This is a genomic window from Proteus sp. fly-1013 (genome assembly GCF_040140245.1).
Taxonomy (GTDB): Bacteria; Pseudomonadota; Gammaproteobacteria; order Enterobacterales; family Enterobacteriaceae; genus Proteus; species Proteus mirabilis_B.
On sequence record NZ_JBEEWD010000001.1, the window covers coordinates 602449 to 616754 of the forward strand.

Here is a 14306-nt window from a genome sequence, read left to right on the forward strand (position 1 = left end):
GAATGCTTTTTGACCAAACAAAATTAAGCATAGTATAAATGGAATCTATTTCCAAAATATTTTTTTGAAATAAAAAAAACGGATCATTTTTTGTGATCCGCTTTAAATAAATTATCTGAAATAGGGCAGAATTATCTAATTTTTAAGGCTTAGGTATTGCTGTTCCCCATTCATCCCAATCTTTGGGTTCCTTGTCATTTAAAATGAAATTCTGTTCCTGTTTGGCTTTCGCTTGTAATGGTGTGGAAGGTGGTGTTGCAAAAGTGATCCCACCACGTATAAATTGCTTGAATGTACCACTACGAATAACTCCGCCAGTTAAACCAAACGAGAAGTTATATCCTGATGAAAGCCAAAACTCTGTATTATTTCGAACAAGGTATTGGTATTTTTTACTAATACGGATGTGAATTAATACTCTGTCAGACATGTTTCCTAGTTCAAGACCTGTCACTGCACCGACCTCAAGACCGCGATAGTAAATTGGCGTACCAATTTGTACTGAACCTGCCTCCGTGGCATTTAACACAAGATTTAATCCATCGAGATAGCGTGAGTCTGTAATGTTGGATGTTTGCAATTCAAATTGACGATATACGCCACCATTGCCGGGCTCTGCTTTAATATAAGGTTGAATCAGTGAATCCAAGTTATCTAATCCTGATGCTGTTAATTCAGGAGTAACAACTGCAAAGCGGCTGCCAGATTTTGCAAAGGTTTTGACATAATCAGGGTAGAGAACGGCTGATACAGTTACCGCTTTTCTATCTGGCGAAAGGATTAATGATTCGACTTGTCCAATATCAATTCCTAAATAGCGAATAGGCATTCCTTCAGAGAGTTTACTTGCATCGTATGTTTTTAGCGTAATTTGTGCGCCTATAGCTCGGGCACTAGTTTCTGATGGATAGAGTTTGTAACGTGAAACGTTATTATTGATATTTTCGAAGTTATCAAAACTGATTGCACCTTTTAATGCGCGATTTAATGGTGTCGCTTCAACAGTTAATCCTGAGCCATTAACGGAGACTTTAGCGGCGCCTTCAGTCCAGAAGACACTCTTTTCTGTGAGTAGATGACGATATTGTTTAGAAATATAAACATCAATATCAAAATCATTCATTAAAGGCCGAACATCAGTAATTTCGCCGACTTGAAATTGATGATAAAGAACCACTGAACCTTTTTGGATACCCGGAAGGCTTGAGGCTTTTAAAGTCAGTGTCACCGGTAATTCATTACCATTAATACTGGCTTTCGCAAAAAAGTCATTACGGTAAAGGCGATACTGTTCTTTAGGTGCCCCTTTAGTACCTTGAATAAGGTGAATACCTCCTTCAAGCCACTCTTGAGGTGTCGCACCTTGAACTTCAATACCATTTAGACCCATATTGACGTTGATTCGGCTATTGGCAACAAATTTACTATTTTCATAAATATAATGCTTATATTCAGGGGCAATAATTGCATCAAAGATAACGCCATCATCACTCATATTACGCTGAATGATTTGCCCAATAGTAATTCCTCTGAAAAGAATAGGTTGCCCCGCATCGACTCCCCAGCTTTCTTCACTGGTTAGAGAAATAATTAATCCATCTTCACCATATATTGCTTTGCCCGCATCGACAGAGGTGGCTGATTGCAAAACAAATTGCTGGTTTTCTTGTGCTGGAGGGCTATTTTCTGGTGAATCAAAAGCAATTGCGCCATTGATTAAAGCAGAAACGCTTTCCATTTTTACAGATACGCCACTTTTTAAATTGAAATTACCTTGAAAGCCAGAGACGTTCCAGAAATGGCTATCTTGACGTATTAAGTGGGCATACTGTTTATCGATACTAAGTTCAATAAAAATACCCTGATTATCAGGGCGAATCGCATAGCTATACACTTTACCAACAGGAACTTGGCGATAATAAACTTGCGAGTCAACATTGAGCGATCCCAGTTTATCTGCCGTCAAAGTGATTAATTGCTGATTTTTATCGATATTAGCTTGAGGACGAACTTCTTGAGCAATAAATTTAAACTGCTTTTCGCCGTCACCGGGTAACATGCTGATATAGTTACCACCCACTAAAGCATCTAGCCCTGATACACCAGAAAGGCTGGCTTTAGGTGTAACTAGCCAAAATTGTGTGTTTTTGCGCAATGCGGTCGCGAGATCTTTGCGGATATCAGCCGTAACAATAACTCGACGTAAGTCATCGCTTAAAGTGACATCTTTAACAAGACCCACATCAACGCCTTGATAGCGAATAGGTGTTCTGCCAGAGACAATTCCTGATGCGGATTGAAAATCAATCGTGATTTGTACGCCTTTATCTTGCCAATGTTGGAAAAGCAACCAACTAGCAATAAAAATGGCGATAACAGGGAGTAGCCAAAATGTCGAAATTTTACGCTTGCGGCGTATTTGGGCTTGTGTGTCCTGAACGTCGTTTTCTTCTTGTTGCATAAGTATCCCATAGTAAACGACTATCCAACCATTCAACGGCAAGGATAGTAAGAATAACCGCAGTACCAAAATAAAAAGCCGCTGGGCCCATTGTGAAAGTCATCAGTTGATCTCGATTAATCAATGACATCATCAGCCCAATCACAAAGAGATCAAGCATTGACCATCGTCCTATCCAAGAGACAAAACGGTATAGTTTCATTCGTAGTAGAGGGTCAATACGAGAATTAAAATGAATGCTTAATAATAAGCCCAACATAATAATAATTTTGAAAAAAGGCACAAAAACACTGGCAATAAAAACGATAATCGCAATTGGTGTATTGCCTGAATTCACTAAGGAAAGTACGCCTGAAAAAATAGTGTCTTCACTGCGTTGACCATTTAAATAGAAGATAGAAATAGGCAATAAATTTGCAGGTATTAGTAAAATTATTGCTGAAATTAATGCCGCCCATGTTTTTTGTAAACTCATTGGCTGTCTTGGGGTATAACAAGATTTACAACGTGGACAGTGTGTTGATGGTGTTTTTTTAAAATGATAATGACAAGCATGGCAAGTTGCAGGACTTTTTTCTATCTCTTTTTGTGGGTAAAAGCGTTGCCAAAGTTGGTCCATATTAATGTTAATTAGCATTAATAAGCTGAGTATCATTAAAGAAATAAAAGCAATTAAGCCATTGCCAATATAGACAGTTGCATAATCGCCTAATTTTATTGTTGCAACACCAAGTCCAATCAAATAGACATCTAGCATTACCCATTCTTTTAATTTCCCTAACATCAATAAGACCGGGCGAAGATTAAGGCGCAAGCGAGATCCTAAATGGAGATATAAAATAGCGATGGGGAGGCTAAGCGGTGCTGCAATAGCACAAAAGGCTACCATCGTTGCTGTAAGAGGAGAGCCTTGCTCCGACATCATGCGAATCCCGTCAAGTACATTCGCCGTTATCATTGTGCCTAATAGATGAATTTTAATTAGTGGTTGAGTAAATGCTATCGATGCCAAAATAAGCATTGTAATAGAGAGAATAAGTAGACGAGTTAATGACCAATATCGATAAGAGGCAAGTTTTGCTTGGCAACGAGGGCAATAAGCATCCTCTCCACGTTTTAATGCGAGAGGGAGTGTCACGAGGTGATCACACTCCTGACAGCGTATTGATTTTTTTTCCTTTGTTGCGATATTGTTCACTATGTTGCTCGTTAATTCGCCTAAGTTGGTTTTCTTAAGAGTTATCGTTTGATTAAGCTAAAAAAAAGTACCTATACTCAATGGTTCACAAGTTATCATTTTTATTATATTTATGCCTTTCATTTTACAATACTAAGTGTCTGATTTTTTTTGTGGGTGTTAAGGGAATATTATCGTTTTTTTACCCAATTCTTGAAAATGGAGTATTCAACCTCAAGATAAAATAGGCTAAATTACGAGTATGTTATCTATTTTAGTTACGCAAATAGGGTTTAATGATGCCAAAATCGCTTTTTTATCAGGAACTCACTGATAATTTGTCAGCCTTGTTGTCTGGTGAAAATGATCTTATCGCATCACTTGCTAATACCAGCGCTCTTCTTTACGAGAAGTTAGATACGATAAATTGGGTTGGGTTTTATCTTAATGATGGTGATTCATTAGTCCTTGGCCCATTTCAAGGCAAAATTGCTTGTGTCAGAATAGGTTTTGGGAAAGGAGTTTGCGGAACTGCATACTCTGAAAACAGAATTTTAAGAGTAAGTGACGTTCACCAATTTAGTGGTCATATTGCTTGTGACAGTGCAAGTCAGTCTGAAATTGTTCTACCTTTAGAAGTAAATGGACAAATTATCGGCGTTCTCGATATTGATAGTCCTATTTTTGATCGTTTTGATAAAAAAGATGAAAATGGGCTTAAAGCGTTGTGTGACGTGCTCTGCGAGCATTTAAAAACTTGTCATACAGCAAAATATTGTGAATTTTGTGTAAGTTAACAGGCGTTTGCCATAGAAATTGTTGGCAACACTATTATAATGTCGCTTGTTCATGCCTGCGCTGGTTGGCAAAACCGTTGTAATCAGGAAATTTCATGGAAAATCAACCTAAGTTGAATAGTAGTAAAGAAATCATCGCTTTTTTAGCTGAACGTTTCCCTAAGTGTTTTATCGCTGAGGGTGAAGCTCGCCCTTTGAAAGTTGGCATTTTTCAAGATCTTGTTGAAGATCTAAAAGATGAAACTCAACTGAGCAAAACACAGTTACGTTCGGCATTACGCTTGTATACCTCAAGTTGGCGCTACCTTTATGGAGTTAAAGAAGGGGCAAAACGTGTCGATTTGAATGGTAATGACTGCGGCGAACTGGAAGCTGAGCATATTGAACATGCTCGTACACAATTAGCAGAAGCTAAGGCGCGCGTTCAAGCTCAGAGAGCAGAACAACGTGCTAAGAAGCGCGAAGCTGAAGGTGATAAGGAGACCAGCAAACGTCCGGCAGCGAAAAAGCCAAATAATACGCGTCGTCAGCCACCTAAAGATGGTGAAAAACGGCAGCCTCGTCCTCAAAAAGCGACTCAAGCACCTCGTAAAGCACCACCACGTCAAAATACCGAAAAGTTAATTCCAGTGAAAGACACCTCAGTTCTTACTGTTGGTCAATCGCTGAAAGTTAACGTTGGTAGCAGCGTGATGGATGCGACAGTGCTAGAGATAGCGAAAGAGGGTGTACGTGTACAATTGCCTAACGGTTTGGCAATGAATGTACGCACGGAACATTTAAAGTTCTGATACGGAGGCCAACCAGAGCATGAACAAACTTTTAAATGTGGCTTTTGCAATCGGATTAACGTTAACAGGCACTTCTGTTGTGATGGCTGAGAAACCAGCCACTCCAGCAATGGTAACCATTGATCAGTTACCCGAATTAAAGCAAGAGCCACAACATTCTACTGTGAGCGAGCGAGTAACCTCTCGTTTTGAACGCTCTCATTATCGTCAGTTCTCGCTAGATGCGAGCTTTTCTGAAAAGATTTTTAATCGCTATCTTAATTTATTAGATTATAGCCACAATGTGTTGCTAGCATCAGATATTGCCCAGTTTGATAAAGAAAAAACCAAAGTAGGTGAGTATCTGAAAAAAGGTGAGCTTCAGCCCCTTTATGATCTCTTTAATTTAGCGCAAAAAAGACGTTTTGAACGTTTTCAATATGCTTTAAACCGCCTAGATAAACCCATGGATTTAACTGGCCAAGATAAGTTTGAGTTAGACAGAACAAAAGCGCCATGGCCTCAAACTCAAGCTGAGCTAGATAAACTTTGGGATGAAAAAGTAAAATATGATTGGTTAACGCTGAAGCTATCTGAAAAAACAGATAGTGAAGTTAAAGAGACACTAACTAAGCGTTATAAAGCTGCGTTACGTCGTCAAACGCAAAGCCAAAGCGAAGATGTTTTCCAAGTCATTATGTCGGCATTTGCCCGCGAAATTGACCCTCATACAAGTTATCTATCACCAAGAAATACAGAAGCCTTTGACTCTGAAATGAGTCTTTCTTTAGAAGGTATTGGCGCTGTATTACAGATGGATGATGATTACCCAATGATCAACTCTATGGTAACCGGTGGTCCGGCTGCAAAAAGCAAAGAGTTGAAAGTTGGCGATAAAATTATTGCAGTAGGGCAACAAAATAAGCCAATGGTTGATGTTGTCGGCTGGCGACTTGATGATATTGTTGCGTTGATTAAAGGGCCAAAAGGTAGCCAAGTAAAATTAGAGGTTATTTCTGATGAGAAAGGCGCTAAACCAAGAACAATCACTTTAGTCAGAGAGCAAATCCGTTTAGAAGACAGAGCTGTTAAGCTGACTGAAAAAGTCATTAATGGTGATAAAGTTGCAATTTTGGATATTCCAAGCTTTTATGTTGGTTTAACCAATGATGTGAAAACACAGTTACAAAAAGTGGCGAAAGATAACGTTTCATCTTTAGTTATTGATTTACGTGGTAACGGCGGTGGAGCATTAACAGAGGCGATTTCACTTTCAGGATTATTTATTCCAAGTGGTCCTGTTGTGCAAGTCAGAGATAACAATGGTCGTGTACGACAAGATTTCGATAAAGATGATGTCGTTTATTATAAAGGGCCGCTAGTTGTTATCGTAAATCGCTTTAGTGCTTCTGCCTCTGAAATTTTTGCTGCTGCAATGCAAGACTACGGACGAGCATTAATTGTAGGTGAGCAAACATTCGGTAAAGGAACGGTTCAACAATATCGCCCATTAACCCGTGTTTACGATCAAATGCTAAGTCCTGATTGGCCTGGTTTAGGTTCAGTGCAATACACCATTCAAAAATTCTATCGAATTAATGGTGGTAGTACTCAGCTTAAAGGGGTAACACCTGATTTATTGTTACCAAGCTTTGATAGTGCTGAAATGGGTGAAAGTTTTGAAGATAACGCATTGCCTTGGGATAGTATTTCCCCTGCAAGCTATCAGCTATCTGAGTATTCAGACAAACTGAAAGCGGCGTTCGCACCATTAACTGAACAGCATGCTAAGCGCATTGCAAATGACCGAGAGTTTTCATACATCTTTGCTGATATTCAGCGTTATAACGATGCTAAAGCAAAAGGTGAAGATAAATTTGTTATCCTAAACTTTGCTGAAAGAGAGAAAGAAAACAAAGAGCTAGAAGCCATTAAATTAAACCGCATAAATGAGCGTTTTAAATTAGAGGGTAAGCCTGCGTTGAAATCACTCGATGATTTGCCTAAGGATTATGAAGGTCCAGATCCTTATTTAGATGAAACTGCTAAAATTGCAGTGGATCTCTCAAAAGTGCTTAAGCCTAAGAAATTATTAAATTAAGTTATCAGTTATAACAACAGATACTTAAAGCAACCCCCCAATAGTTGGATAACCAATTGCTGGGGGGTTTTTATATTTATATTAATCGAGATATAAAATTATCATTGCTAATCAATGTTTATCAGGCATTCCATCAAAAAACTTTTAAGAGAGCCAATAATATCTTTTGGGGTGGGATCATTCATATTTTTAGTTATTTAGTATATTAAGTTACCAGTAATATAAATAATTTTTAATAAATGGATATTTAAATTTTACTTTATGTAACTTAATTTTTAATTCGAAATATATCTTGAATAACTTTGTAAGCTATAAGAGAGAATACTAAGTTGATTTTTAGATAAGAAATAAACTTCTTTTCATATAAGTGGAATAAAAAGATAAAGCGGTTTTTTATTGTGATTAAGATCTCATTTGATGGCATGTCTATTGCAATAAATGTAACATGTTGTGACAATGATCTCTTAAACTGACATAAAATTACTATAGTATACAGATTATGAAATATTTGCGTCATTTTTGATTATTGACGCGTTAGCTAAAATCTTACCTAAATGATGAGTTATCTTTATTCTATGAGTTCAAAATGTATTTTTAGAGCAACATGTCATAACTGAAATATTATATTTTCAGAGTAAGGTTCTCTACGTAAGGGATAATGACTAAAGGCAAATAATCTACAATTTGCTTATAGGATTTTATTACGAAAAAATAAGTAAATATAAATATGGTGAGATATCCATATTGGATTTTTTATGCCAAAAAATGACTCTATTGCTTGAAATTGGTGCAACTATAAATTTAATCAAAGGTTATTTTTTAGCTAAATAAAGAAATGGTGCTTTATTAAACTTGCTGAGTATAAATCAGCATAACTTAATTCAAATATTTATTAACCAGGTTGCATTAAGATGAAAGTAAAAAAATTAGTATTGTTTATGCTGTCTCCTTGTTTTTTAGCGGTAGGCGCTGCTAATGCTGCGAATTGGGAAAACTCAATTAAAGAAAGCGCATTTATTTCAGATTCAGAACTTGAGCTCTCTACAATTAATATGTGGAAATACTTAAAAACTGAAAACCGCTTTGATAAAAATGAGCAGCGTTACAGAAAACAAGTTGCTAATGCTTGGGGTCAAAACTTCCAAGCTGATTTCAAATCAGGTTATTTAGGTGGCATTCTAGGATTTGATGTCTCTTATTATGGTGGTATCAAATTAGGCGCAAGTAAAGACTTCGCCTCTCGTGCAATTTTATTTAATGATGATGGCGAAGCAAAAGGCTATAACAAAATTGGTCAGCGTTTTGCAAAAGTTAAATTCGATTTAGATCCTGTAATGATTAATGGTAAAGCAGGTTGGTTTACTCTGAAAAATACGGGTATTTTTACTAACTCACAGCGTCTGTCATTAAACAGCTACAATGGTTATGCAACCAATACAGCACTGGGCGATTGGAACTTAGATTTACTGTTCCTTGACGGTAAAGTAATGCGTCGTGATAGCCCAAATATCGACAGAATGTATTTCAGTGATGGTAATGGCGTTAGACATAATATCGACCATGTCCTTACTGGTGGTATTAACTACAACTCTAAACCGTTAAAAGTATTTTATTTCTATGGTCAAGCGGATGATGTATTCCGTCAGCACGGTTTAGAAGCAAAATATAAATTAACCTCAGATGTGACTATTGGTGGTGTTGTTTATTATCACGATTACGGTAGTGATGGTAAACGTACATTAAGTGATGCCAATAAAGGCAAACGTAACTTTGATAATGACGCATGGCACTTTGCAGGTACTATGGAATGGCGCATTCCAGAGTCTCCATGGACAATTCGTACAGGTGTGACTTATACCGATGCTGAAAAAGCGAATGGTGTTGGTCAATTCGCTCGTAACCCAATTGGTAATACCCGTGGACGCTTTAACTCACCAGCTTACGCAGATATTGACTATGTACGTGATGGTGAGGTTATGGGTGCATTAGAAGCAGCATATAAAGTTAACGAGGAATTGTCTGTTGGTGCGCGTACTAACTATAGTGAATTCAGCTATTCTGGTGAAAGATTAAAACAAGGACAGTTTGGTTTATTTAGTTATTGGAAGCCAACCAAAAATCTTTCTGTTTCCTTAAGCGGTGGTATCGGCTGGCACCACCAGCAAGAAAACGACTACACCACACCAAAACTTTATGATGGTCACTCACAACGAGCTCACTCATTATCAGGCTCTATGACAACTACATATCGTTTCAAAATGTAATTTATAGCGTTAACTGAGCTTATTGCTTATATCAGATGCACGACTTGCATACGTTGTAAGTCGTGCATAAAAATACAGAGGCAGTTACTCTACCGGTGTTCGCGTCGCGTGAGTTATGATTTTTTATGATAAACCCATTGCCACTATATTAAACGATACAAACCATTCCTGAGTAATCCCTTCAGTTTTACAAAACAGAAAAATCACATCATCTATTATCAATCCTACTTTATACTTAAGTTTTAAATGATGCCTAATATAAGGTGTTCACTGGCTATTTTTTTTATCAAAATGTAAAGTTATATCGTTTTTAATATTAAATAAGTTAAAAGGCTTGATAAAATCTAAAAAAGCCTTATTTATAAGACAGTTTTTGCAATGTGATAATTAGATAAAATAGGAACAGTATCAATATGATGAGAATTGCTTTATTCCTGTTAACAAACTTAGCCGTTATGTTTGTTTTTGGGATCATCTTATCTTTAACAGGTATACAAGGTCGTAGTGTTCAAGGCTTGATGATCATGGCGGGCTTATTTGGCTTTGGTGGTGCATTTATTTCACTATTAATGTCAAAATGGATGGCATTACGTTCAGTGGGTGGTCAAGTTATTGAAAACCCAACTTCAGAAGTAGAGCGCTGGTTATTAGATACAGTAAGACGCCAATCTGAACAAGTCGGTATTAAAATGCCACAAGTGGCAATTTATGATGCGCCTGATATTAATGCATTTGCAACAGGTGCTCGTCGTGATGCATCGCTGGTGGCAGTGAGTACCGGTTTGTTAGCCAGTATGAGCCGTGATGAAGCGGAAGCGGTTATTGCTCACGAAATTAGCCACGTTGCTAATGGTGATATGATAACCATGACCTTGCTACAAGGTGTTGTGAATACTTTCGTTATCTTTATTTCTCGTATCATTGCCCAATTCGTTGCCAACTTTATCTCTAATGATGAAGAGAGCGAAAATAGTAATGGAAACCCGTGGGTATATATGGGTGTTTCAATGGTTCTGGAAATTGTATTCGGTATTCTTGCCAGCATTATTACAATGTGGTTCTCACGTTATCGTGAATTCCATGCAGATGCAGGCTCTGCAAAGCTTGTCGGTCGTGAGAAAATGATAGCTGCATTGCAACGTTTGAAAACAAGTTACGAGCCACAAGAAGAAAGTAGCATGATGGCTTTCTGTATTAATGGCCGTAATAAGTCATTCAGCGAGCTATTTTTATCTCACCCACCATTAGATAAGCGTATTGAAGCACTACGTAACGGTGAGTATCTGAAATAAGGTTGAAAGTTTAATCGCGAACTCTCAAATTAAAGCGCTCGATATGAAAGTATTGGGCGCTTTCTATTTGTAAAGAGCAGGGTGTTTAATCTAAATATTCGCCAAAGTATATCGCCACTTTTTCTTCATCAATTTTCAGATTACCTTTCCAGCCCGCCCACGGCATTTCCATATCAGAGCGGCCTTTTGTGTTATTAAGTTGATTTTCTGCAATGGTAATATCGCCGAAATTAGCCCAATGATCCAAAGATAATGGAATATAGGCATTAGGAATAACACCAATTAAGGCAAGTGAGTGCAAAACGCCTCGTTTGGTATATCTATCACCAGAAATTAATTTAGCCTCATTTAACCGCTTTTCAAATCTACCCGGTGTCTCATCTTCAGGTGCATTGCGTAATAATTGGAGTAATTGCTTGAAGATCTCTTTATCTGCTTGTGTTGGGTTAACAGGCGTGACGGTGAGTAGATGTTTTAAATTCAAGTAAGCATAAGAGGGATTGCCTGTATAAGAATTACCGTAATAGAGGCAATATTGAAAATAGCTGTCATTAATATGTTTTTGCTGATCACCATCACTACAAACCCAACAGCAGGCATATTGAGGCTTCTCTTCATAATCGTGTAATGGCAAATTTTGTAATTTATGAAAAGCCCCTAAAACAGAACGACCTCTGAGATAACTGCCACCGACACCCGCAATAAAAGCATTCAAGCAACGTTCTTGGGTGAGGAATGGATTATCCTTTAAGCTATTTAGTTTTGTAATAACATCAGCGTGATCAGCAAATCTTTCTATAATATTAGGTTGCCAATTGGCGTCAGATAACAAGTTTCGTTCTTTGTCTGAAAGAATATCAAGCTGATACAGTGAGACTTGGCGTTCAGGATCATATTGACTGTTTTCATATTTATAGAGTTTACGCAAAACGCGCATAATTTTTTGCACGATCTTTACCTTGTTATGTTTGTAGATTTTTTATTGATATTGGTGAATGATATTAATAGAAGATATGTAACTTAATATAGATACAAAAAAAAGCCAGTTCAAAATGAACTGGCTTTATCAATAGAGGTAGATAAAGTTTATTTTACTGTAAGTTCAATTTCTTCATCTTGGTTGAAGACCGCTTTGTCCGTTTGTCCCATAATCTGGCTGGTGATTGTACCTGCTGTCATTGAGCCACTAACGTTTAATGCTGTACGTCCCATATCGATTAACGGCTCTACAGAGATTAACAGAGCAACTAATGTCACAGGTAAGCCCATTGCAGGTAAAACGATAAGAGCTGCAAATGTTGCACCACCACCCACACCAGCAACACCGGCAGAGCTAACAGTCACGATAGCAACTAAAGTTGCGATCCACATTGGATCTAATGGGTTAATGCCCACAGTAGGTGCAACCATAACGGCTAACATCGCAGGGTAAATACCCGCACAACCATTTTGACCAATTGTTGTACCAAAAGATGATGAGAAACTCGCGATAGATTCTGGCACACCAACACGCTTAATTTGTGTTTCAATATTTAGCGGAATACTTGCAGCGCTTGAACGGCTTGTAAATGCAAATGCTAATAAAGGTCCCGCTTTTTTGAAGAATTTAATCGGGTTTAAACCTGTAAAGCTGACCAGTAAACCATGAACAACAAACATTAAGCCAATAGCAACATAAGAGGCGACAACAAAGCTTCCTAATTGAATGATGTCGTGCATATTTGAGCTTGCAACAACTTTGGTCATCAGAGCCATTACACCGTAAGGTGTTAACATCATAACAATACGAACTAGCTTCATGATCCATGATTGTAAGCAATCAATCGCGACTAAAACTTTCTCACCACGAGGCTGATCTTCTTTGAGTAATTTTAGTGCTGCCATACCTAAGAAAGTCGCAAAGATAACAACACTAATAATCGATGTTGAGCTTGCACCAGTTAAATCAGCAAATGGATTTTTAGGAATAAATGACAAAATAAGTTGTGGCATCGTTAAGTCAGAAACTTTGCCCATATAATTTTGTTCAAGCGCAATCAGACGCTGTGCCTCTTGTTCACCTTGCACTAAGCCTTCTGCTGTTAAGCCAAATAAATTAGCAATAACAATACCGATTAAGGCAGAAATAGCTGTGGTGAATAATAGTGTGCCAATAGTGAGACCACTAATTTTTCCTAGTGATGATGCTTGATGCAAACGAGCTACGGCACTAAGAATAGAGGCAAAGACTAATGGCATAATGATCATTTGTAACAGTTGTACATAGCCATTACCCACGATATTAAACCAAAGAATAGATTCTTTAATAATAGGATCGTGTGAGTCATAGAATGCGTGCAGTGCTAGTCCAAAAGCAACACCAAAAACTAAACCAACAAGAACTTTCTTTGAAAGGCTCCACTGACGTTGACTTAATTTAGCCAAGATGAGTAATAGCACAACAAAGACGAGTACGTTAATGATTAACGGAAAATTCATCTTAACTCTCCAACGAGATCTTTATTTATATAATTTCGACGATTGTATGCGATATGAGTTCTTAGGTAATAAGAAAGGATATAACAGCACCAATTCGTTATATGGTAACAGGATTGTTAATAATTTTTTATAATTAATTATTATTTTATATAATCGTTTGGTTATAAAGACAAGGAAAGTAGGCACAAAAAGATGTAAGAATTTATAAATAGATAGAGAAACGTAGGGTTTTGTCAGGGGGTGTTAAAAATTAGTACGCTTATCGTGGTACATCTGTAACCAGTTGTTGACTTGCGAAGGTAGGGTAACAGTAAGGTGAGGAGGTAAAAAAAGCGCACCAACAAGGATCAAAACAGAGATAAATCTCTCGCCTTTTTTATTATTCTTTTTGCCTAAAATAGGTAATGTAAAACGCATTTTTAAAGGCCACAAGAAAGGAACGCCAGCGGGAGTTAACATATCGGCAATGAGATGGCTAAGATAGCCCAATAAAAGGGCATGGAAGATATCAGCAGAAATATCCCAACGTGATGAAACTTGGGTTTCCCACAAAATAGCTAAACCACAAAATGCAAGCAAGCTATGTGTAAAGCCTCTATGACCACAGAGTTTTGATAGAGGTAGAGAGATAATACGGAATAATCGCCCAAGAATAGAACCAGGGTGATCTAAGTCAGGTAGGAGTGAGCCTAATAAGACAGCAGGGATCATGTGAAACCAATCACCATGAGCAAGAGCTGGCGTTATTTCAAGTTTCTGCGCTAACACAAGTGTTGCTACAGAAAAAAGTAGATGTCCTTCTGCTGTCATTCCATGTCTGTTCGTTTGCTGTTCATTTATACAGTAATGAAGTATAAAAGGTTTTGACGATAACTAACAGACAAAAAAGATAAAAATTGCCTTAAATATTAAGGAATAACAGGAATATTTTATTTGATTGATTTAAAAATGATCGAATTTAGGATA

10 protein-coding genes are annotated in these 14306 nt (G+C 37.5%); 5 read left to right on the forward strand and 5 right to left on the reverse strand.

What is annotated here, in order from left to right:
- Positions 1-142 precede the first annotated feature (142 nt).
- Positions 143-2461, reverse strand: coding sequence for a PqiB family protein (locus ABN236_RS02975; RefSeq protein WP_349473345.1), 2319 nt, complete (start codon positions 2459-2461; stop codon positions 143-145).
- A complete protein-coding gene (gene yebS, locus ABN236_RS02980; protein ID WP_370992864.1) occupies positions 2403-3704 on the reverse strand; it encodes a membrane integrity lipid transport subunit YebS in 1302 nt (433 codons plus the stop codon). Before yebS ends, ABN236_RS02975 begins: the two co-directional genes overlap by 59 nt.
- Positions 3705-3937: 233 nt before the next feature.
- Between yebS and msrC the strand changes: the two genes are divergently transcribed.
- The 5 genes from msrC (at position 3938) to htpX (ending at position 10862) form a co-directional block, all read left to right on the forward strand.
- Complete coding sequence (msrC, locus tag ABN236_RS02985; RefSeq protein WP_088495806.1) at positions 3938-4435, forward strand: free L-methionine (R)-S-oxide reductase MsrC; 498 nt, start codon at positions 3938-3940, stop codon at positions 4433-4435.
- Between the two features lie 95 nt (positions 4436-4530).
- On the forward strand, positions 4531-5226 hold the full coding sequence (proQ, locus tag ABN236_RS02990) for an RNA chaperone ProQ (RefSeq protein ID WP_088495805.1): 696 nt from the start codon (positions 4531-4533) through the stop codon (positions 5224-5226).
- Between the two features lie 19 nt (positions 5227-5245).
- Positions 5246-7306, forward strand: coding sequence for a carboxy terminal-processing peptidase (gene prc / locus ABN236_RS02995; RefSeq protein WP_088495804.1), 2061 nt, complete (start codon positions 5246-5248; stop codon positions 7304-7306).
- A 911-nt stretch (positions 7307-8217) separates the two neighbouring features.
- Positions 8218-9570, forward strand: coding sequence for an OprD family outer membrane porin (locus tag ABN236_RS03000; protein ID WP_194952336.1), 1353 nt, complete (start codon positions 8218-8220; stop codon positions 9568-9570).
- 413 nt (positions 9571-9983) lie between these two features.
- Positions 9984-10862, forward strand: a complete 879-nt coding sequence (htpX, locus tag ABN236_RS03005) for a protease HtpX (RefSeq protein WP_088495802.1) — start codon at positions 9984-9986, stop codon at positions 10860-10862.
- 85 nt (positions 10863-10947) lie between these two features.
- Here htpX and ABN236_RS03010 read toward each other — a convergent pair whose 3' ends face one another.
- The 3 genes from ABN236_RS03010 to ABN236_RS03020 all read right to left on the reverse strand — a co-directional run bounded on the left by ABN236_RS03010 (position 10948) and on the right by ABN236_RS03020 (position 14150).
- Positions 10948-11811 carry a hypothetical protein gene (locus ABN236_RS03010; RefSeq protein ID WP_349473346.1) on the reverse strand — a complete coding sequence of 288 codons (864 nt, stop codon included), beginning with the start codon at positions 11809-11811 and terminating at the stop codon, positions 10948-10950.
- A gap of 137 nt (positions 11812-11948) precedes the next feature.
- Entirely contained in the window at positions 11949-13340 is a 1392-nt protein-coding gene (locus ABN236_RS03015; protein ID WP_349473347.1) for an L-cystine transporter, read from the reverse strand.
- 243 nt (positions 13341-13583) lie between these two features.
- Entirely contained in the window at positions 13584-14150 is a 567-nt protein-coding gene (locus ABN236_RS03020; protein WP_349473348.1) for a metal-dependent hydrolase, read from the reverse strand.
- Between the last annotated feature and the right edge of the window lie 156 nt (positions 14151-14306).

Excerpts from the sequence above, each read along its gene's own strand:
- ABN236_RS02975 (WP_349473345.1), bottom strand. The coding sequence starts at position 2,461 with ATGCAACAAGAAGAAAACGACGTTCAGGACACACAAGCCCAAATACGC.
- prc (WP_088495804.1), top strand. The coding sequence starts at position 5,246 with ATGAACAAACTTTTAAATGTGGCTTTTGCAATCGGATTAACGTTAACA.
- ABN236_RS03020 (WP_349473348.1), bottom strand. The coding sequence starts at position 14,150 with ATGACAGCAGAAGGACATCTACTTTTTTCTGTAGCAACACTTGTGTTA.
- htpX (WP_088495802.1), top strand. The coding sequence starts at position 9,984 with ATGATGAGAATTGCTTTATTCCTGTTAACAAACTTAGCCGTTATGTTT.
- ABN236_RS03015 (WP_349473347.1), bottom strand. The coding sequence starts at position 13,340 with ATGAATTTTCCGTTAATCATTAACGTACTCGTCTTTGTTGTGCTATTA.
- msrC (WP_088495806.1), top strand. The coding sequence starts at position 3,938 with ATGCCAAAATCGCTTTTTTATCAGGAACTCACTGATAATTTGTCAGCC.
- ABN236_RS03000 (WP_194952336.1), top strand. The coding sequence starts at position 8,218 with ATGAAAGTAAAAAAATTAGTATTGTTTATGCTGTCTCCTTGTTTTTTA.
- proQ (WP_088495805.1), top strand. The coding sequence starts at position 4,531 with ATGGAAAATCAACCTAAGTTGAATAGTAGTAAAGAAATCATCGCTTTT.